At 48.7% G+C, this 19,587-nt stretch carries 20 protein-coding genes and 1 tRNA gene; 6 read left to right on the top strand and 15 right to left on the bottom strand.

Annotated features, from left to right (window positions below; translation table 11 throughout):
* Nucleotides 1-15: 15 nt before the first annotated feature.
* From G6R28_RS04695 to gap, 4 genes are all read right to left on the bottom strand, one after another.
* A complete protein-coding gene (locus G6R28_RS04695; RefSeq protein ID WP_213793084.1) occupies nucleotides 16-486 on the bottom strand; it encodes a MarR family winged helix-turn-helix transcriptional regulator in 471 nt (156 codons plus the stop codon).
* Nucleotides 473-916, bottom strand: coding sequence for a 3-hydroxyacyl-ACP dehydratase FabZ (gene fabZ / locus G6R28_RS04700; protein WP_213793085.1), 444 nt, complete (start codon nucleotides 914-916; stop codon nucleotides 473-475). The genes G6R28_RS04695 and fabZ overlap by 14 nt, the downstream gene beginning before the upstream one ends.
* Before the next feature lie 103 nt (nucleotides 917-1,019).
* Nucleotides 1,020-1,853 (bottom strand): metallophosphoesterase, encoded by an 834-nt coding sequence (locus G6R28_RS04705; RefSeq protein ID WP_213793086.1) that lies wholly within the window; start codon nucleotides 1,851-1,853, stop codon nucleotides 1,020-1,022.
* A 120-nt stretch (nucleotides 1,854-1,973) separates the two neighbouring features.
* Complete coding sequence (gene gap / locus G6R28_RS04710; RefSeq protein ID WP_010691042.1) at nucleotides 1,974-2,987, bottom strand: type I glyceraldehyde-3-phosphate dehydrogenase; 1,014 nt, start codon at nucleotides 2,985-2,987, stop codon at nucleotides 1,974-1,976.
* A gap of 193 nt (nucleotides 2,988-3,180) precedes the next feature.
* Between gap and G6R28_RS04715 the strand changes: the two genes are divergently transcribed.
* Complete coding sequence (locus G6R28_RS04715) at nucleotides 3,181-3,666, top strand: ECF transporter S component (protein ID WP_213793087.1); 486 nt, start codon at nucleotides 3,181-3,183, stop codon at nucleotides 3,664-3,666.
* A 110-nt stretch (nucleotides 3,667-3,776) separates the two neighbouring features.
* Nucleotides 3,777-5,114, top strand: a complete 1,338-nt coding sequence (locus G6R28_RS04720) for a dihydrolipoyl dehydrogenase family protein (RefSeq protein ID WP_213793088.1) — start codon at nucleotides 3,777-3,779, stop codon at nucleotides 5,112-5,114.
* Between the two features lie 77 nt (nucleotides 5,115-5,191).
* Here the strand turns inward: G6R28_RS04720 and G6R28_RS04725 are convergent, their stop codons facing one another.
* Nucleotides 5,192-5,866, bottom strand: coding sequence for a CPBP family intramembrane glutamic endopeptidase (locus G6R28_RS04725; RefSeq protein WP_213793089.1), 675 nt, complete (start codon nucleotides 5,864-5,866; stop codon nucleotides 5,192-5,194).
* Nucleotides 5,867-5,973: 107 nt separating this feature from the next.
* Entirely contained in the window at nucleotides 5,974-8,010 is a 2,037-nt protein-coding gene (gene metG, locus G6R28_RS04730; protein ID WP_213793090.1) for a methionine--tRNA ligase, read from the bottom strand.
* Nucleotides 8,011-8,453: 443 nt separating this feature from the next.
* Here metG and G6R28_RS04735 point away from each other — a divergent pair, with 443 nt between their 5' ends.
* Genes G6R28_RS04735 through G6R28_RS04750 form a run of 4 tightly spaced genes read left to right on the top strand, consistent with a single transcriptional unit; the run spans nucleotide 8,454 to nucleotide 11,606 of the window.
* Entirely contained in the window at nucleotides 8,454-9,248 is a 795-nt protein-coding gene (locus tag G6R28_RS04735; protein ID WP_213793091.1) for a transporter substrate-binding domain-containing protein, read from the top strand.
* Between the two features lie 29 nt (nucleotides 9,249-9,277).
* The gene (locus G6R28_RS04740; protein WP_213793092.1) at nucleotides 9,278-9,976 is read left to right on the top strand and encodes an amino acid ABC transporter permease; all 699 of its coding nucleotides are present in this window, start codon (nucleotides 9,278-9,280) and stop codon (nucleotides 9,974-9,976) included.
* Nucleotides 9,973-10,707 (top strand): amino acid ABC transporter ATP-binding protein, encoded by a 735-nt coding sequence (locus tag G6R28_RS04745; protein WP_213793093.1) that lies wholly within the window; start codon nucleotides 9,973-9,975, stop codon nucleotides 10,705-10,707. The genes G6R28_RS04740 and G6R28_RS04745 overlap by 4 nt, the downstream gene beginning before the upstream one ends.
* Nucleotides 10,707-11,606, top strand: a complete 900-nt coding sequence (locus tag G6R28_RS04750) for a DNA/RNA non-specific endonuclease (RefSeq protein WP_213793094.1) — start codon at nucleotides 10,707-10,709, stop codon at nucleotides 11,604-11,606. The genes G6R28_RS04745 and G6R28_RS04750 overlap by 1 nt, the downstream gene beginning before the upstream one ends.
* Nucleotides 11,607-11,687: 81 nt before the next feature.
* Here G6R28_RS04750 and G6R28_RS04755 read toward each other — a convergent pair.
* From G6R28_RS04755 to G6R28_RS04795, 9 genes are all read right to left on the bottom strand, one after another.
* A tRNA-Leu gene (locus G6R28_RS04755) sits at nucleotides 11,688-11,771 on the bottom strand.
* A gap of 78 nt (nucleotides 11,772-11,849) precedes the next feature.
* Nucleotides 11,850-12,179, bottom strand: a complete 330-nt coding sequence (locus tag G6R28_RS04760) for an ArsR/SmtB family transcription factor (RefSeq protein ID WP_213793095.1) — start codon at nucleotides 12,177-12,179, stop codon at nucleotides 11,850-11,852.
* Between the two features lie 87 nt (nucleotides 12,180-12,266).
* On the bottom strand, nucleotides 12,267-12,728 hold the full coding sequence (locus G6R28_RS04765; protein ID WP_213793096.1) for a universal stress protein: 462 nt from the start codon (nucleotides 12,726-12,728) through the stop codon (nucleotides 12,267-12,269).
* 16 nt (nucleotides 12,729-12,744) lie between these two features.
* A complete protein-coding gene (locus tag G6R28_RS04770; RefSeq protein ID WP_213793097.1) occupies nucleotides 12,745-14,127 on the bottom strand; it encodes an Nramp family divalent metal transporter in 1,383 nt (460 codons plus the stop codon).
* A gap of 466 nt (nucleotides 14,128-14,593) precedes the next feature.
* Entirely contained in the window at nucleotides 14,594-15,610 is a 1,017-nt protein-coding gene (locus G6R28_RS04775; protein WP_238479346.1) for a cation diffusion facilitator family transporter, read from the bottom strand.
* Between the two features lie 58 nt (nucleotides 15,611-15,668).
* Nucleotides 15,669-16,379, bottom strand: a complete 711-nt coding sequence (locus G6R28_RS04780; protein ID WP_213793098.1) for an NAD-dependent protein deacylase — start codon at nucleotides 16,377-16,379, stop codon at nucleotides 15,669-15,671.
* A 24-nt stretch (nucleotides 16,380-16,403) separates the two neighbouring features.
* The gene (locus tag G6R28_RS04785) at nucleotides 16,404-17,375 is read right to left on the bottom strand and encodes a nitrate ABC transporter ATPase (protein WP_213793099.1); all 972 of its coding nucleotides are present in this window, start codon (nucleotides 17,373-17,375) and stop codon (nucleotides 16,404-16,406) included.
* The gene (locus G6R28_RS04790; RefSeq protein ID WP_213793100.1) at nucleotides 17,365-18,594 is read right to left on the bottom strand and encodes a hydroxymethylglutaryl-CoA reductase; all 1,230 of its coding nucleotides are present in this window, start codon (nucleotides 18,592-18,594) and stop codon (nucleotides 17,365-17,367) included. The genes G6R28_RS04785 and G6R28_RS04790 overlap by 11 nt, the downstream gene beginning before the upstream one ends.
* Entirely contained in the window at nucleotides 18,591-19,535 is a 945-nt protein-coding gene (locus tag G6R28_RS04795) for a Ppx/GppA phosphatase family protein (RefSeq protein ID WP_213793101.1), read from the bottom strand. Before G6R28_RS04795 ends, G6R28_RS04790 begins: the two co-directional genes overlap by 4 nt.
* Nucleotides 19,536-19,587 lie beyond the last annotated feature (52 nt).

Below are 19,587 nucleotides of genomic sequence, written 5' to 3' on the forward strand. Positions count from 1 at the left end.
CATCAATCCTTTTGCTTACTTGTCTAGCAAGTCCTGCAAGTATGTCTGCAGGTTGCCTAAGGCCTTTTCCAAAATGGCCGCGGCGTTATCGGTAAAGCCGTTAAACATCGCTTTGGTCATTTGCAGGTGAAAGGCCTGGTGGGCACGGTACAAGACCCGTCCCTTGTGGGTTAAACCGAGCTTAACCACCCGCCGATCCGACTTGGAACGGCGGCGTTCGACATAGCCCTTTTCAACCAAGCGGTCGATGGCCGTCGTCATCGCAGATGGCGACAGGTGCACCGCTTTGGCCAGTTGGGAAGCCGTCTTCTCCTCGTACATCGAAATCGCGTAGATCGTGTGTACGTCCTTAACCGTTAAAGCGGAAAAAGGACCGCTCTTCAACGCTCCTTCTTCCACCCAAACGACGTTGGCCAGGAGGTCAATCAGGGTTTGGTTGACCGTCTGAAAGTCGACGGCCGTACCCGTTTGCTCAGTCCTTTTCATCGGGAGCCACCACAAACATCAGCTCCGCCTTGGTTGCGACTTTTCCATCGACCTTTGCCACAACATCAACGGTTCCCATGTTTTCACGAACCTTGCCAAAGGTTGCGTGCAACTTCAACACGTCACCTGGAACAACCATCTTCTTAAACTTGGCATCGTTGATTCCCGTCATGTAGGCCGTCTTACCCTTAAACTGTGGCGAAGACAAAATCAAGATGGAGGCTGCCTGAGCCAATGATTCAATGATCAAGACACCGGGCATCACCGGGTTACCAGGGAAGTGTCCTTGGAAGAACTGTTCGTTGATTGTCACGTTCTTGACGGCAACGATTGATTCGTCCGGTACCATTTCCTCAACGTAATCCATGTAGAGGATTGGGTAACGGTTTGGAATCAAGTCCATGATTTCCGTGGTAGTTAAGACTGGCATTGTTGGTCCTTTCTAGGGTCTTGCGACCGGCTGTAAAGAATTTTTCAAGATAAAAATAGTTTAACAATAAATACTTCGATAGTCAAACTATCTGGTCATCGCACTATTTTCTTTCTAAAGAAGGGTATAAATCTAACATCACCAGCCGCTCTTTCCACTCCTTGAAAAAGTCCCCCTGGTCCCATTCGTGAATGCGCCTGGTCTTATAGCCCAAAGACACGTTGTAAAAAGTCGTCTCATTGACACGGTGAGCTGGCATCCGCCAGTGAACGTGGCCGGCTAAAACAAAGGGCACTCGAAGCTCCTGCAGCCTTCTCCCGAGGGCTGCAGAACCCAGGTAAGCCTTCAAAATCGTTAGGTCCGGCTTGGAAAAGGGAATTTGCTCGACCAGTGCTTGGTCGGTGGAAAAGTGGCTAATGACCAAAGGCTTTTGCCCCGCTTTTTGGGCTTCCAGGACGGCTTTTTCAATTTGCTTGGCTGAACGCTCAGCCTTTTCTCGATCGGGCAAGGCTTCGTCAATCCGCCGATCGTACCAAAAACGCTGCTTAAAGCGGTGAATCGTTTCATCGTCATGCCTGCCTTCATCAAAAGAATAATCGTACCAGCCGTTATTGCCAATAATCTCATAGGCGCCAAAGGAAAGGCTCTTATTATGGAAGTAATTGGGATCAGCCAGATTTTCCAATGCCTCGTCACTGGTCCCATCGCCCATCTCGTGATTGCCGGCCAGGTAGTAAACCTTGGTGACCGGTTCGACCAAGTGGTTCAGTCTCCTGACAAAGTCGGCCGTTTCCGCCAGTTGGTTAAACGTATCGCCAGCCAGAACGTAAACGGCCACCTGCTGATTCAGCAGATACTGGGCCATTTCATGCAAGGCACTGTTTCGATCAATCTTATTAATGTCTAAATGAAGGTCTGAAATGACGGCCAAGCGCATGCTGTTCCCCTTTCTTGCTGGGGCCAGTATAGCATAGTTGAAAAGCCTTTACGCACCAGCAAAGCTCTTTTGTCTGCACAAAAAAAGAACCGCCAAAGCGGTTCTTTTGGAAAGTTTTGATTAACCGATGTGTGCAAAGTGCAACAACGTACGGATCATGTTTGAAGTGAAACCGTATTCGTTGTCATACCATGAAACAGTCTTAACCAATTGCTTGTCGCCTGCTTCGATGATTTGCGTTTGCGTTGCATCAAAAGTCGTTCCGTGTGTGTCGCCGATGATGTCAGATGAAACGATTTCATCTTCGTTGTAACCGAATGAATCAGAAGCAGCAGCCTTCATGGCAGCGTTGATTTCTTCAGCAGTAACCTTCTTTGACAAAACAGAAGTCAATTCAGTAACGGATCCGTCAACAACAGAAACACGTTGTGCGTGTCCGTCAACCTTACCCTTCAATTCAGGAACAACAAGACCGATGGCCTTGGCAGCACCCGTTGAGTGAGGGATCGTGTTAACTGAAGCCGTACGGTTTGAACGGAACTTCTTTGACTTTGGACCGTCCAAAATCATTTGCGTTGAAGTGAAGGCGTGAATCGTCGTCATCGTACCAATTTCAACACCGAAGTTGTCAACCAATACCTTACCCATTGGTGCCAATGATTGAGTAGTACATGAACCAGCAGAAACGATCTTGTCTTCTGGCTTCAAGATGTCTTGGTTTACACCATAAACAACAGTTGGTACATCACCAGCTGGGGCAGTGATCAAGACCTTCTTAGCGCCGGCGTCCAAGTGAGCTTGCGCCTTTTCGGCTGACGTGTAGAAACCAGTGGCTTCCATAACATATTCAACGCCGTCGTTCTTCACCCAAGGAATGTTCTTGGCATCGCGTTCTGAGTAAACCGTGTAGTGCTTACCGTTAACGATGATACCCGTTTCATCAGCTGAAACTTCGGCATCCAAAGTTCCGTGCGTTGAGTCATACTTCAACAAGTATGCCAACATTGATGGGCTCGTCAAGTCGTTGATTGCGGCAACTTCAACATCAGCAGCTGTGTCACCCAATTCCATAATGCGGCGGAATGCCAAACGACCGATGCGTCCGAATCCGTTAATACCAATCTTCACAGTCATGTGTGTAGACCTCCAAATAATTTTTTGACCTAAGTCAACACAAACATTATAACACAACGCCCTCCTAGCAGTGCAAATCGTTTACTGTTTTTCTCACAAGAGAAACCGTACCATTTGGTTAACTTCGTCTATTAATTAAGGTAACATGGTAAAATAAAAGGAACGTTAACCCGCGCTTTTAGAGAGGAAGAACATGTCAAAGTGGACTAGTAAAAAAATCACGGTCGTTGCGGTCATCATTGCCTTAAACGTTGCCCTTTCTTATATCGTGCACATTCCGGTACCAGCCACCTCCGGCTTTGTTAACTTGGTCGAGGCCGGCATCTTTGTTGCTGCGCTGCGACTGGGACCGGGGGCCGGCTTTGTTGTCGGGGCCTTCTCCGGAGCACTCTTGGACCTCTTTGCTGGCTACCCACAGTGGCTGCTCTTCTCCTTTGTCATCCATGGCATGGAGGGCTTCATTGCTGGTCTCGCCTCTCAAAAGAAGGTTTTTCCGACCACAGCCCTTCTTCTCCTTGCTTCCTTGATTATGGTTGTCGGGTACGTCTTTGCCGGTTTCTTCCTATATAATTGGGCGGCCGGTGTTGCTTCCATTCCGGGTAACGTTGGTCAGTGTCTCTTCGGCCTGATTGTCGCCCTCGTCTTGAACGAGGCCTTGCCAAAACAGGGCTGGTTGTAAAAGCAGCCCATGCCAGTTCTACAGGAACTGGCTTTTTTCATTTTCTTGACATTTTTTACATTCTTAATAAATGGTGGGATAATGGACTCAAGTAGAAAAGGAGGAGTCTCATGTCTCAAACATACGATTACGACGTTGTCTTCATCGGGGCCGGCCACGGTGCCTTTGACGGCGCCCCCGCATTAACGGCTGCCGGTAAGACCGTTGCCTTCATCGAAGAGGACCGCGTCGGTGGTACCTGCCCCAACTGGGGTTGCAACGCCAAAATTATTCTCGAGGCACCCACGAAGCTCCTTTCTGAAGCAAGACAGTCCAATGGTATTGTCGAAGGGCCGCTCAGCCTGGATTGGTCCAAGGCCATGCAGCGCAAGCAAGAAATCATCGACGGTTTCGCCCCTGCCATCCAAAAGGGCATGGAAGCTGCCGGCATCCACTTCATCTTTGGCCACGCCAGCTTTGTCGATGCCCACACTCTGCAGGTTGGCGATAAGCAAATCACCGCTGACAAAGTCGTCATTGCAACCGGTCAGCACAGTCACCGATTGGACATTCCCGGCAAGGAATACCTCCACGATTCAAAGGATTTCTTGAGCATCCCCGAAGTGCCCGCTAAGATGGTCATCATCGGCGCTGGCTTCATCGGTTTGGAAGCCGCTTCAATCATGCAAACGGCCGGCTCCCAGGTCACGGTTATCCTACGCGATCAGCAGGCATTACCCGCCTTTGACCGGCAATACTCGGATCAGCTGGTAAAGGAACTGGCGCGCCAGGGCGTTCTCTTCATTAAGAACACCCAAGTGGAACGCGTGGAAGAAAACGGTTCTTCCTACTCAATCTCAACCAGCACCGGCTCCTTCCCGGCCAACTACATTCTCGATGCAACCGGCCGCGTGCCAAACACGCAGGGGCTCAATTTGGAAAAAGTCGGTATCGACTTTGACGGCAAGGGCATTGTGGTTAACGACTACTTGCAAACCACTCAGAAAAACATCTACGCAACTGGTGACGTGGTCAAGAAGCGTCAGCCAAAGCTTACGCCAACGGCAACCTTTGAATCCCAGTACGTGGTCAGCCACATCTTGGGCGAAGAAAAGGAGCCCATCAACTATCCAGCCATTGCACAAACGGTCTTCACCGCTCCCCGACTCGCTCAAGCCGGCGTGACGATCGAAGAAGCCAAGGCTAAGCCCGATCAGTACGACTTGGTCGAACAAGATATCATGGACGACTGGTACCGCTTGGTCGACTTTGAGACGCCCGGTCAGCGAACCTTGATTTACAACAAGGATAAGCAGCTAGTCGGGGTTATCGAACTTTCCGATAAGGCTGAAGACGTGGTCAACGCCCTCTTGCCTGCCATTGAATTCGGCTGCAAGAAAGAAGAGCTAAAGCGCTTGGTCACGATTTTCCCATCCATCGGTTATTCCGCTTTGGATAACCTGGGCTAATCAATCACCTTATCAACAAGAAAAAGGACTTCGTTTTAAACGAAGTCCTTTTTTAATGCCAGCAATTTAAAAGTCAATCAGCCATTCACCAACCAGATAATCACTGGAATTGACACAATCGCGTTACTGATGGCGTGCTGGGCCATGCTTGCCGTCAATTTTTTCGTTTGTCGGTAGGTCAACGCAAGCAAGAAGGCTGATTTGAAATATAGAACAAAGACCAGCAGATTGTCCCAGGTAATGAAGAGCGTCTGCAAGTGCAGATAGGCAAAGATCAGAGCAGATACAAAGGCCATGCCCAACGTCAGCTTCTTCTTAGTGAAGGCATTCATGACATAACCCCTGAAAACCAATTCTTCAAAAATCGGTCCCCAGACCATAATAAAGGAAAACATCAAAACAAGTTCTGCAGCACTAAGGCCCTGAAGATGTTGTAAAATAGCCGCCTGATTGACGCTGTGAACGTTCAAGCCCAAGTACAAGCCAATAAAACGGAGCAGCCGATAAAGAACAAATTGCAAGAAAAGGTTTCGTACAATGACAAAGCAGTCATGACCGTTCAGCTTCACAAAGCGTTGCTGATCCGTCGCATTTTTGCGGACAAGCCAAACCGACAGAAAAATACCAAAACAGTAAAAGGCAGTAGCCAGCAACTGCATTGGAACCATATCGGCACTGGCTGCCGTGTACCCAACCCACTTGGCCAGGCAAACCAAGAGAATAAAAAGCGAAATCTTCCTTACAATTGCCATCTAGGCCACCTTTCGTTTTATTATCAGCAGCGACGTTGCAATGCTCAACCTTTTTTACAAAAAGCCGGCCCACAAAAAATTGTAAGGCCGGCCTTCAAATCACGTTTTTATTCAATTCCCGATCCAGCTTCGATGCTGTCAGGCAAAATCGATACGGTTACGATGCCGTTCTTCTCAGCTGAAAGAACCATTCCTTCGGACAGCTCACCAGCCATCTTCCGGGGCTTCATGTTGGCCACAATCGCGACCGTCTTGCCAACCAAAACTTCTGGTTCTGGGTACCACTGACGAATTCCCGAAAGAATCTGACGGGGCTTCTCTGAACCATCATCCAAGGTAAACTTGATCAACTTCTTCGACTTTGGCAACAGTTCGGCCGCCGTAATCTTGGCTGCCAAAATTTCAATCTTATCAAAGTCATCGTATTCGATTGCTGCCTTGTGTTCCACGGCTTCTTGCTTTTGCTGTTCAGCCTTCTTAGCCGCTTCCTTAACGGCACGGCCCTTGCCCTTGGTGTCCTTTGACACCAAACCGGCGATGAAGCCCACCTCTTCTTCCACGTCCAAACGTGGAAAGATTGGCTGACCCTTCTTGACGACTTTGGCACCGGCTGGCAAATCCGCCATGGCCAAGCCGTTCAAAGTCAAGCCGCCCTCTGGCAAAGTCAAGCCAAGCTGTTCAAAGATCGCCTTTGGCACGTCAACCATGACCGGTTGGAGCATGGCCGCAACCACTCGCAAGCCGGCGGCCAAGTGGGCCATCACGGCTGACAGCGTCGCCTTGGCCTCGGCGTCTTCACCGGCCTTCTTGGCCAAAACCCATGGCTCCGTTTCATCGATGTACTTGTTGGCCCGACGAACGATGGCCCAAACGGATTCGAGGGCGTCAGCCGTGTGAACCCCAGCCATCTGTTCTTGGTAAGCGGCTAACTTTTCGGCTACCAACTCTTCAAAGTCGGCATCAAAGGCCGTCTTGTCCGAAACAAATTCTGGCAAAACGCCACCCTCGTACTTGTTGATCATGGCAACCGTTCGGTTGAGCAAGTTACCCAAGTCGTTGGCCAAGTCGAAGTTCACGCGGGAAACGAAGTCTTCCGGTGAAAAGACCCCGTCGTTACCAAATGGCATGGCCCGCAAGAGGTAGTAGCGGACGGCATCCAAGCTGTAGCGTTCCGTCAAGTCTTCTGGGTAAATGACGTTTCCCTTCGACTTGGACATCTTGCCGTCCTTCATCACCAGCCAACCGTGGCCAATGATTTCCTTTGGCAATTCCAGGCCGAGGGCGTGGAGCATGATTGGCCAGTAAATAATGTGGAAACGAACGATTTCCTTTCCAACCAACTGAATGTTGGCTGGCCAGAACTTCTTGAAGAGGTCATCCTTATCGGTTCCGTAGCCCAAAGCCGTAATATAGTTGGCCAAGGCGTCAATCCAAACGTAAATGACGTGCTTTTCATCGCCGGGAACTGGAACCCCCCAGTCAAAGGAAGTTCGCGTAACGGCCAAATCTTCCAACCCTGGCAAGATGAAGTTTTGCAACATCTCGTTCATCCGGGATTCGGGCTGGACGAATTCCGGGTGGGCCTTGTAGTAGTCCACCAACCAGTCGGCGTACTTGGACATCTTGAAGAAGTAGGTCTCTTCTTGAATCTTTTCGACTTCGTGGCCGGATGGCGCCTTCCCACCAATCATCTTGCCGTCGTCATCTCGGTAGACTTCGGCCAATTGTGATTCGGTAAAGTACTCTTCGTCAGAAACGGAATACCAACCTTCATACTGGCCCTTGTAGATATCACCCTGATCAAGCAACTGCTGGAAAATCTTTTGCACGGCTTTTTCGTGGTCAACGTCGGTCGTCCGAATAAACTTGTCATAGGAAATGTTCATCAACGACCAGAGGTCCTTGATGTCCTTGGCCATCTTATCCAAGTATTCCTTTTCAGTCGTGCCAGCAGCGGCGGCCTTCTTCTGAATCTTTTCACCGTGTTCGTCGGTACCGGTCAAGAAGAAGACGTCATCACCGAGCAAGCGGTGGTATCGCGCAGCCGCATCGGCCAAAACAGTCGTATAAGTGTTTCCCAATTGCAGCTTTCCGGATGGATAGTAAATGGGCGTTGTAATATAGAAGGTATTTTTTTCTGACATATGAGTCCCTTTCCTGGCTAATGGTGCCTGTTCTGTCCACTATTATAGCAAAAAGGCCCCCTTCTAACCAGTCGTGACAGCAGTCAGTCAAAGAGAAAAAGTCCTAATAAACCATTTTTATACTTTTTTTCACGAAAGCCTCTTTTCTAATTAAAAAGGGCTTTTTGCCAAGCAGACCAATTCTTTTGACTTTGTCTTGTTTTTCCGAAACTTTATTGACAAAAAAATTACGCACCGGTACACTAAAAACAGATTAAAAAGGAGAGTAACTATGAACGCAAACACAATCAATGCCCAAATGAACATGATGACTCAAACGGTTTGCTGTTGTACACCGCTTATTTAGGGTGGCGTTTGTAGGTTAAAGACCACCCAATTCAAGTAGGGACCCTTTCTCTACTTGGGGGTGGTCTTTTCTTTTTGAGTAAATTAGGAGTACGAAAATGAACAAAAAAATCGCAATTATTCTAGCAGGACTAATCGTTATCATCGGGGCTATCTTTGGAATCAGCAAGATGGCCTCATCACAAAAGGATGACACCACCATTAAGGCCGGTACCTTTACCGTTGGTTTGGAAGGAACCTACGCGCCCTTCTCTTACCACGACGACAAGGGAAACTTGACCGGTTTCGAAGTTGAAATTGCCGAAGCCCTGGCTAAGAAAATGGACATGAAAGTCAACTTCGTCCAATCAAAGTGGGATTCCTTAATCGCCGGAATCAACGCTAAGCGTTACGACGCCGTCATCAACAACATCGGAATCACCGACGATCGGAAGAAGAACTACCGGATGTCAACGCCTTACCTTTACCCCAAAGCCGCTTTGATTCGTCGCACCGGTGATACGTCATTAAATAAGCTCTCCGATATCAAGGGGAAGACGATGGCCCAATCCGTAACGTCAAACTACGGAAAACGAGCCCAAGCGGAAGGTGCCAACATCAAGGCCGTTGCAGGTATCATCGAGGCCATGAACCTGTTGACAACCAACCGTGCCGACGGTTCCTTAAACGATATGGGTGCCTTTGAAAACTGGAAGCAGTCAAACCCCGATGCCGATGTCGAAGCCGTTGACGTCTCAAAGGACATGGGCTCAACACCTGACGGTGTCTTGATGAACAAGGATAACAAGAAGCTTCAAGAAAAGGTCAACAAGGCCATGAAGGAAATTCGCGAAGACGGTACCTTGACCAAGCTGTCAAAGAAGTACTTCAACAAGGACTTGACCAAGGAATAAGCGCAAGCAAATTATAATAGGAAGAAAGTATGACAGACTTTTTCAACCTGGCAGTTAAATACCTGCCCGAACTTTTCATTGCAGCAATCAAATACACCATTCCACTGACAGCGATTTCCTTCTTTTTCGGATTGATCTTCGCCTCTTTGACCGCCCTGATTCGCGTGTCAAAGCTTCCGCAAAACGAATGGGCGGCCGCCTTTTTACAAATCGTGAAGTGGTTGGCCAACGCCTACGTCTGGTTCTTCCGCTCCACGCCGTTAATCGTTCAACTCTTTATCGTCTTCTACGGTTTACCAAACGCCCACATCGCCTTCTTCCAGTCGGCCTGGGTATCGGCCATCACGGTCTTCTCCTTGAATACCGGGGCCTACGCGTCGGAGACGATCCGCGCATCGATTTCTTCTGTTCCAGAAGTCCAAAAGCAGGCGGCCGAATCGCTTGGCATGACCCGTGCACAAGTCTATTTGAACGTCGTCTTGCCACAGGCGGCGCGGATTTCCATTCCGCCCCTATCAAACTCTTTGATTGGCCTGTTAAAGGACACTTCCCTGGCTTCCGTCATCACCATCGTGGAAATTTTTTACCTGTCCCAGCAAATCGCTGCGGCCAACTATAAGGTTTTGTCGATGTACATTCTGGTTGCCTTGGTCTACGCCTTCTTCACGTCAATTCTGTCAATCGGTCAGCACTACCTAGAAAAGTACACATCGAGGTTTGCCCAATGATTCAAGTAAAAAATCTCAGTAAGCACTACCCTGACAAAGTCGCCTTAGACGACATCTCGGTTGACTTTCCCGCCGAAGAAACGACGGCCATCGTCGGTCCTTCGGGATCTGGTAAGTCAACACTCTTGCAGGCCTTAAACCTCCTGGAGCGGCCCGATCAAGGAATTCTGACCATTGATGACATCAGCCTCGATTTGGCAAAGCCTTTGACCAGCAGCCAAATCCTTCAGATTCGGCAAAAGACGGCCATGGTCTTTCAAGAAAAGGCCCTCTTCACTCACTTGAACGTGATGAAGAACCTGACCGAAGGCCCAATCAAGGTCCAAAAGAAGTCCAAGCAGGAAGCCGAAGCAAAGGCCCAGGCGTTGCTTGAACAGTTTGACATGACGGAATTGGCCAACCGCTACCCCTACCAACTTTCAGGCGGGCAGCAACAGCGCGTGGCCATTCTGCGTGCTTTGGCCATGGAACCCAAGTACTTGCTCTTAGATGAGCCAACCTCAGCCCTGGATCCGGAATTGGAAGCACAAGTTCTCCGTGTCTTGAAGGACTTGGCCAAAAAGGACGTGTCCATGATTATCGTCACGCACAACATGGCTTTTGCCGAACAGGTGGCCGACCAGATCATCTTTGTTGATAACGGTTCGATTGGCTATGCTGGACCAACCGATGGCTTCTTTCATTCGAAGGAAGCTCGCATTAAGCAATTCTTAGGAGCAATGTCCTTCTAATGGCAAAACGACAAACGAATCAAAAACGATTTACCCAAACCGCCACAATGGTTCTCGCTCTCGTGGCGGTTTTTGCCTTTCAAGCCGTCAAAAATGAAGGGGTGCATAAGCAAGGACCAAGCGAACAAAAACAGTCAAAGGTCCTACAGTCAGCGAAGAAGGCCAACCGTTCGGCCAATGTCACGGCAACATCTGCTTCTGATCAAGACCTCTTAAACATCAAGTGGGACGGCACCCTGGATGGCGACATTGTTCACTTGAACAATAACCAGGCGACTTTTTCAGACGAGGAGTTGAAACAAAGCTTTCCAGGCAATAAGAGCAAGCTCAATCCAGTTGACGGCCTAGCGCTTTCCAACCTAGACAGCCTCGGTCGTTCCGGCCAAGCCAACTTTGTCGCTTCCAAGAAGGCCATGGACAAAGTCACTAAACGACCAAGCCAGATTCCAAAGAGCGTCCGCCCCTCTGGCTGGAACCAAAACGACCACTTCAACGGAACGTTCTGGGTCGGCGGCAGCCACAACAACCCCAAAGTCAGCCTGGGTGGCAGCAAGCAGGCCCTGTGGAACAAGTCCCACATTGTCGGCTATCAGTTCTTTGGCATGGCCACGATGGTCACTGAAAACATGACCACTGGCACTCGTGTCGAAAACGCCTATCCTGGCCAGCTGGTGCCAGAAGACGACATTCTTTATGCGTTAAAGGAGCACCCAAACATCACCATTCGTGGTCAGGTCACACCGGTTTATTCCGGTAACGAACTAGTGCCACGCGGGGTCCACTACATGGCCAAATCGGTCGAGGACAACGGGGCAACGCTGAACTTGAACTACTGGATCTTCAACGTTCAACCAGGCATCACCATCAATTATCAAACCGGTGCAGCAACCGTCGATTAAAAGGCAAAAGTCGGGCAGGATTTCTCCTGCCCGACTTTTTATGTACAAAAAAAGAAGCGATATTCTCGCTTCTTTTACGGATGCCCTCGGTGGGAGTCGAACCCACACGGTGTTGCCACCACTGGATTTTGAGTCCAGCGCGTCTGCCAATTCCGCCACAAGGGCATTGCGTTTTCACAACTATATTAGTTTATCAAGGCCAAGGTCAGCTGTCAATAAAAAAGACGCTTTTTCTTCCCTTTTTTATTCCTTTTCCCGCTTCAACCAATCTTCGTGACTCTCATGGTTGACCACGTGCTCCACGTGCTTTTCCGCATTGGTCAAAAGATCAATAATGTGCGAGTCCGTGAGGTGGTAGTAGACGGTCCGGCCGACTTTTTCAACGGCCACAACTTGTTCTTCACGAAGCTTTTGTAGCTGGTGGGAGACAGCGGACTGTTCCATTTGAAGGGCCTCAATCAGTTCGGAAACGGAATAGGGCTTCTCTTCTAAACGCATCAAGATCGCCAAACGCTTTTCGGAGGAAAGCAATTTGAAGATATGGCTTAGTTCACGTTGAATTTCTTCTTTCATATAACTATTATAGCAGGGAATTTTTATTTTCGATTCTTTTAAGCAAATAAAAAAGCAGCTGAATTTCTTCAGCTGCTTTTCCTACTCTTAGTTTTGAACGATCAAAACAGAGATCTTTGCGTTACGCGCGATGTATGAAGCTTGCGATCCGATTGAACCCCAGAAGCCTTCGCGTGAGTGAGCACCAACAACGATCAAGTCGGCCTTCACTTGAGGGGCAATGTCTTCAACCAATGCTTCACCAGCCTTAACGCTGTCAGCAAAGACGGTTTCAACTTGGTTAACCCCTTGTTCCTCAGCATAAGCCTTGTACTTAGCCAAGTTTTCTTCGATTTCTGCACGCTTTTCCTTGATGACATCAAGGTGCAATGCAGAGATCGCTGACAAGTCACCCATTTCCAAGATTGAGGCGATGATCAACTGTGCGTCGTCTTCGCGTGCTTGGTGAATAGCGTTTGCCAAAGCGTTGTATCCTTGTTCGGATTCGTCAACGCCAACCAAAACAGTCTTGAACTGCTTAGGCGTAATGTTTAATTTCAATTCAGCCATGATAGCCTCCTTCTTCTTATCCAGCAAACATGTTCCATACAAGGAAGACGTTGATAGCAGTCAAAGCAACGAATGACAACCATCCAGCCCACTTAACCCAAGCTGAGTTAGCGTAAGGACCCATGATCTTCTTAGATGACGTGAAGTAAATCAATGGCGCCATTGAGAATGGCAAGGCGATTGACAAGAAGACCTGCGTTGATTCGATCAAGGCATCCATTTGTGCTTCGTTACCACCGTAAATAATGGCGATGATCAAAACCGGCGTGATGGCGATACCACGGGTAATCACACGACGGAGCCACATTGGAATACGGAAGTGCAAGAAACCTTCCATGATGATTTCACCAGTCAAGGTTCCAGTGATGGTTGAGTTCTGACCAGAAGCCAAGAGGGCAACGGCGAACAAAGTTGACAAGACAGGAGAAGCGATGGCTCCAGCGATGTTCTTATCGTTCAAGGCATCGTACAATTGGTGGAATCCTGACAATTCTTGGGCGTGGCCGAAGAACAAAGCGGCACCAACAATCAACAACATTGAGTTGATGAAGAAGGCCAAAGTCAATTGGATGTTTGAATCCCAAGTCATCAAGCGAACGGCTTCCTTCAATTCTTCAGGATTGTCGTGGTTGACTTGACGAGTTTGTGAAATTGATGAGTGCAAGTAAAGGTTGTGCGGCATAACCGTGGCACCAATGATACCAGCAGTCAAGAACAATGGGTTGTCCAAACCTTCAGCAGCCTTCAATGACATAGTTTGTGGACGAGGTACGTAGTTACCAAGTACAGCAGCCCAGTCTGGCTTTGACAAGATTGTTAAGTAAACAAAGACAACCAAGATGGTTACGATCAACGTCATAACGATTGCTTCGATCTTACGGAATCCAAACTTCATCAAGAGAAGCAGGATAATAACATCGAAGGCAGTCAAGAAGACCGTGACCAGAAGTGGCCAACCGAACAGCAATGAAAGGGCAATGGCACCACCAACAACTTCGGCGATATCCGTTGCGATCAAGGCTAATTCGGTCATGATCCAAAGTGCGTAACGACCAAACTTGTTTGTACGGTTACCCGTTGCTTGGGCCAAATCTTCTTGCTTAACGATTCCAAGCTTACCAGCCATGTACTGCAAAAGCATGGCAATCAATGATGAAATCAAAATGATTGAAAGCAACAAGTAGTGGTATCCAGCACCACCGGCGATTGACGTAACCCAGTTACCTGGATCCATATAACCAACGGCAACCAAGGCCCCTGGTCCTGAGAATGCGAAGAGTCGACGCCAGAATGAGGCGTTCTTTGGCACTTCGATACTGCCGTTCACTTCTTCAAGTGACTTACCACCCGTGTGCTCAATCAATGAGCGGTGGCTCTTTTCGTTCATGGAATTGTCCATAATTGTCTCCTTTGGATTTCTCCTCAGGAAGGCCATTGAAAACGCTTCTAAAAAATGTTTAACAGCAAAAAAGACCGGAAGATCCCCTTGCCGTTGATAAAAGCATTCTAAAGTAGCTAGAAGGCTTGTTATTCATCTGTTTAAAATCGCTAAATAATTTTCATAAAGGATTTCATTCAACTTGGTTGTTGAAAGCTTATGAAAGCTACTTAACTCAATGACTTTTCCTAAGTCTAGACTTAATATTACACGAGGAATAGCAGAGGTCAAGCGAAATTTTCGTAATTTTTTAAACAGCTTTGTCTAATATCTTTCAAAAAAGGCCTGGGATTAAGTCCCAGGCCCCTTTTATGATTTAATCTTAATTTAATTTTCTTTTGAAAACCAGTCCTTTAGATAAGAATAATTCTTATTTATATCGCTTTTTTAAAGAAATTAAAGGGAACTTCTTTTCAGAAAAACAATTCTAAATAACGTTACAGTTGGCTTCTTTTTGCTGTCCTTCAATCTGAATGGTCACGTGACTAATGCCAAAGTCGTCCTTCAATTCGTTTTCGATTTTGTTCAACAAGGAAAGTCCGTGATCTTTTTCAAGCGCTTCCTTTTGCAATGATAAGTGCACCGTCAGCGCCACCTCGGTCGTTGACAAAGGCCAGATGTGCAAGTCGTGAAGGCCAAAAACCCCCTCTTTTTCAAGCAAGTAATCGTAGATAGCATCCGCATCGACTTCGTCTGGCACCCCGTTAATGGCTAAGTTGACCGTTTCTTTCATGACCGGCCAAGCCGTTACTAAGATAATCAGACCAATCAAGAGCGAAACGATTGGATCAATCAACTGCCAGCCCGTCATTTTAATCAGCCAACCGGCCAAAATCACACCAATCGACACGCCGGCGTCCGACAGTAGGTGGATGTAGGCCGTCTTGGCGTTCAAGTCCTGGTCATGGCCGCCGTGGCTGTGTCCGTGTTCATCCGGCACCCCGGAAGCCTTGAAGAGCATGGCCGTTGACACGTTCACCACGATTCCGATGGCCGCCACAATGGTAATCATAATCCCATTTGTGTGAATGTTTCCGGGATTCAGCAAGTCGCCCATTCCCTCAACAAAGATTGTCCCCACCGCAAACAAAAGCAAGACGGTGTTAAAGATTGATGCCAGAATGGAAACGTTGTGCCAACCGTAGGTTTTACTGCGGGTGGCCTTAATTCCGAAGACCAAAACGGCCAACCAGGCAATGACCAGGGCCAAAACATCCGATAAATTGTGAAAGGCGTCGGCGAAAAGAGCCGTCGAGTGCGCAAGTTTAGCGAAGACCAATTCAGACAAAACGAAAATCAAGTTCAACGAAATCCCGATTAAATAGGGCTTTTGGGATGGCTGGGCGGATTTCCCAGCATGATGGTGCCCGTGATTTTCCTGTTGGTGAACCGGTTCTTCTTGCAAGTGACCATGCAGCTGCTGGTCCCCTTGATTCATTGACATAAATACTTCCTCCTTTTTGTATCATACCGTTTTTTCCAATAAAAAAAAGCCTTTCGGCTTAGTTTTTTAATTCGGTAAAAAATTGACTGGCGTCCCCAATCACCTGTTGCACCCCGGCCATGGCTGGCAAGGGCGTCAAATTAACGGCGTATATTAGGCAATCTCTTTTGGCATAATTCAGCAGGCCAGCAAAGGGATAGACTTTAAAAGAGGTGCCAACGAGACAGATTAAATCGGCCGCCTTCACCCAATCGACCGCCTCTTCCACCCGGAAGGGCACTTCACCATAGAAGGTGATTCGCGGACGAATTAAAGCCCCATCTTCTCGGTAAAGCGACTGCTGATAAGCTGGCAAAGTCGCCTTTTGTCCATCCTTTGGGCTGTACAGGTCGTAGAGGGAGCCGTGAAAACGAATCAACTCCTGGTCGGACAAACCGGCTTGTACGTCCAAATCATCAATGTTTTGGGTAATGACCTTGGCCCGGTTTTCTTTGACAAAGGCCGCCATTTTTTCATGGATGACGTTTGGCTTAGCTTGCGGAAAATAAAGGTTTTCCTGCATAAAGGCGTACTGGATTTCTGGAATCTGCTCAAAGGCCTGATCGGAGAGCAAATACTCTGGTGCATAAGCCAGGTTTTGATAGACCCCGTTTTTGGATCGGTAATCGGGTATGCCAGAGGCAGTCGAGACCCCAGCGCCAGTCAAAAAGACGATCGATTTCGCCCGGTCAAAGTCCTCTTGAATCTGCTTGCTTACCATGTGCTTCATCACTTACCTCCAGTCAAAAAAGAATTAGCGACGCAAAATGTAGGGCAAGGCCAACTTTTCAAGCAATTCCCTCACAGAAAGGGCGTAAAGTTCCGTAAAGAACTTTGGTCGGTCCGCCGGATTTGTAGGCGGTGCAATCACAAAGGTGTTTTGCTGATCCTGCTTTCCAAGGCCAACGTAGGCCTTTTCCTTTGAGGCAAAGTCGGTCATTTCAGAATGGAAGATTTCAAAGAGATTCTTAACGGGACCGTTTAATTGTCGTTCGGACAAAACCGGTGCCAAGGTCACGTACTGCTTAGCATTGACCGTTGGCAGGTCGACTTCTTCAAGCAGTTCGTCGAGTCCGGCAAAGACGCGGACAATCGTCTTTCGAATGTTGCGCGATTCTTTTAAGTCCGCTTCGACAATGATATCCGAGAGGGCCTTGGCAGCCGCACTGGCCTTTGGGTAGAGGGCGTGGTAGCGTTCATCTGCCTGCTTGGCCTCGTCCTTCAACCCGTTTTCTTTGGCAACGGCGTTAAAAATTTGCGCATCCACCAAGGAGAGCAGGCGGAACAGGTGTTGTCCATCGATTGCGTCCTCTTCAGCCGTCAACTCATCTTCAATCCCTGCTTGAAAGGCCTTAGCAGTGTCCTTTGTTAAGAAGCCCTGCTTGGCCATTTCACGAAAGGTAATGCCATGCATGACCATCTTGTGCAAACGACTGGCAATCGTGACCAGTTGCTGGTCCAGTTCCTCATCTTCAAAGGTTAGTCCAAAGAAGATCTGCGGAACGATGCCGTTCAAAGACAAGAGTAGCTGGAGCAGTTCGTTTCCGATTAAAAAGTCGGCTTCGGTCTGATCAGGAATTTCAATCAACAAACGATCCGCCAAAAAGGACTGCTTACTTTGGTCCATTCGCAAGCGACCGCTTTCTTCCTCACCCGTTCGCACCATCACGGTTCCGGGATAGGTCTGGTTAACTTGTTCTAATAGTGCATTCAATTTAGGCGTCATGACTACGTAGTTCTCCTAAGATTTTTTCTGCTTCGTGTTGGTCAATCCGGTTTTTCTTTGAAAGTTGCTCGGCAACAAGGACGATTTCCCCCGCCACTGCCCCAGCTTGGATGGCCAGGGTACGGGCCTGCATCCGCATGTGTCCAGCCTGAATACCCGGGCCAGCAACGGCCTTTAAGGCAGCTAGGTTATTCGCTAGGCCGGTGGCCAGGACGACTTTTTTCAGCGTGTCCAGATCGGGATTCCCCAGCAATTCGAGGTTTCTTTGGGCCATTGGCAAAGCCGCGATCGCCCCACCCAGTAGGCCGATGTTTAAGGGCATGGTCAAGCGGCCAAGCAGCTGTTTGCGGTCGGCACTGAGTCGCCATTCAGACAGGGACTGGTAACGGCCAGTTCGGGCTGCGTAGGCATGGCCAGCGGCCTCAACGGCCCGGTAATCGTTTCCAGTTGCCAGGACAACGGCCGATAGTCCGTTAAAGATCCCCTTGTTTTCCGTCACGGCCCGATCAGCATCAACTTTGCCAAAGTCGGACAGCGCCACAATCTTTTCTGCAGCCCGCAAACCGCCCAAGGCTTCGATAGGTACGCCCGCTTCCACGGAGACGAGGGCATCTTGGCCACTGTTAGTCAAAATGGCGCCCACAATGAAGGGCGCAAAGTCTTCCAATTCCTTCTTCAGCGCCTCTAGAATGGTGTTGACCGCATTCGCCCCCATTGCCAAACCCGTTTGAACGGTAATGGCCAGCTTGCTGTGCCGATCATCGAGCACTTCGAAAGCCAGCGCCTTCAAGCCGTCACCACGGGCCGCCATGCTGGGCTTAGCCTGCTTGGCAACTTCAATAAGCCGCTCTTCCTTATCCTTAATAAATGTCGCTAGCACCGCTTGGTCGACATCCAAAAAAAGAATTTCGCCCCCTAACAGCGCTTGGCTTTTTCCCTTTCCTTGAAAGCCGTCAGCCAGTCCGACTAAGCGAGCACCGTTGCTAGCAGCCGCCACCACGGAGGGCTCTTCAGTGACCATTGGCACCGAAAAAGACTGGCCATCCAAAATCAAACTAGGCAAAACCCCTTCCGGCAACTTGAAATCGGCAATGTAATTTTCAATCAGTTCCGGCATTTCAGTAGACTGCCGTTCTTGATAAAAGGTCTGCAATGACGCTTTCAAGGCTAAACGGTCCAAGCGTCCTGCCGGCGTCTCCTGGTAAAATTTCTTTGTCATGAACGCTTAAATTCCTCTTGAATCAATTCAAAAATAAGCCCCTCACGAACACCTGATTCGGAAAAAATCACCCTCGGTGACTGCAGCGCTCGAACCAAGTTCAAGACGGGTAAGAGACCAGAAATAATGATGTCGGCCCGGTTCTTTTCAAGACCGGCCAAATGTTCCCGCTCCTGACGGTCCATCTGGGCAATTTCAGAAAAGATTTGTTCAACCCGAGAAGAGGATAAAAAGAGACCGTGTAGTGTCTTTTGCCCCTGCTTTGTCCAGCCCTTCTTTTCTGCCATCTTAGCAAGCGAGCGGTTGGCGCCCCCCAATAAAATAACGGGTTGTTCCTGATTGTTTGCGATAAAGGGTAACTGCTCGTAAGCTTCGGTAATCTGTTGACAGGCCCCCTCGATATCTTTTTTCTGGACTTTATCAGCCAAACCGTACTTTTCAGACAGGTTGACTGCGCCAAAGGGCAAGGAAACTTCGGCTTCTGCCTGCTTGTTCTTGTAGGGAATAAGTTCGACGGAAGCCCCGCCCGTATCCAAAATCACGGCCGATTGCACGCTCGGCAAAGAAGAAAGCACGCCCAAAAAATCATAGTGGGCTTCTTCTTCACCGGTCAAAACGCGAAGCTTTACGCCCACGGTCTCTTGAACCCGCTTTAAAAAGTCCGCCTGGTTCTTGGCCGTTCGTACCGCAGCGGTTGTGATTCCGTAAATAGCATCCACGGAATACGGACGGATTCGTCCCATATAATCTTTCAAAACAGCCAGCGTTTTTTCAATCTGCTCCTCTTGCAAGAGCAGGGAATCGCCCATCCCTTTTGAAAGTCGGGTGTCTTCCTTCACCCGGTAAAGTTCCCGGTACGAGCCGTCGCTCTTCAGTTTTTCAACGACTAGGCGAGCCGAATTGCTGCCCAAATCAATGATTGCAATTGTCTTTTCACGCATGGGATGCCTCATTTAGGGATTATGGTCCAGTATAACATGGAATCAGGGGCAA

Source organism: Fructobacillus papyrifericola (assembly GCF_018437235.1).
Lineage (GTDB): Bacteria > Bacillota > Bacilli > Lactobacillales > Lactobacillaceae > Fructobacillus > Fructobacillus papyrifericola.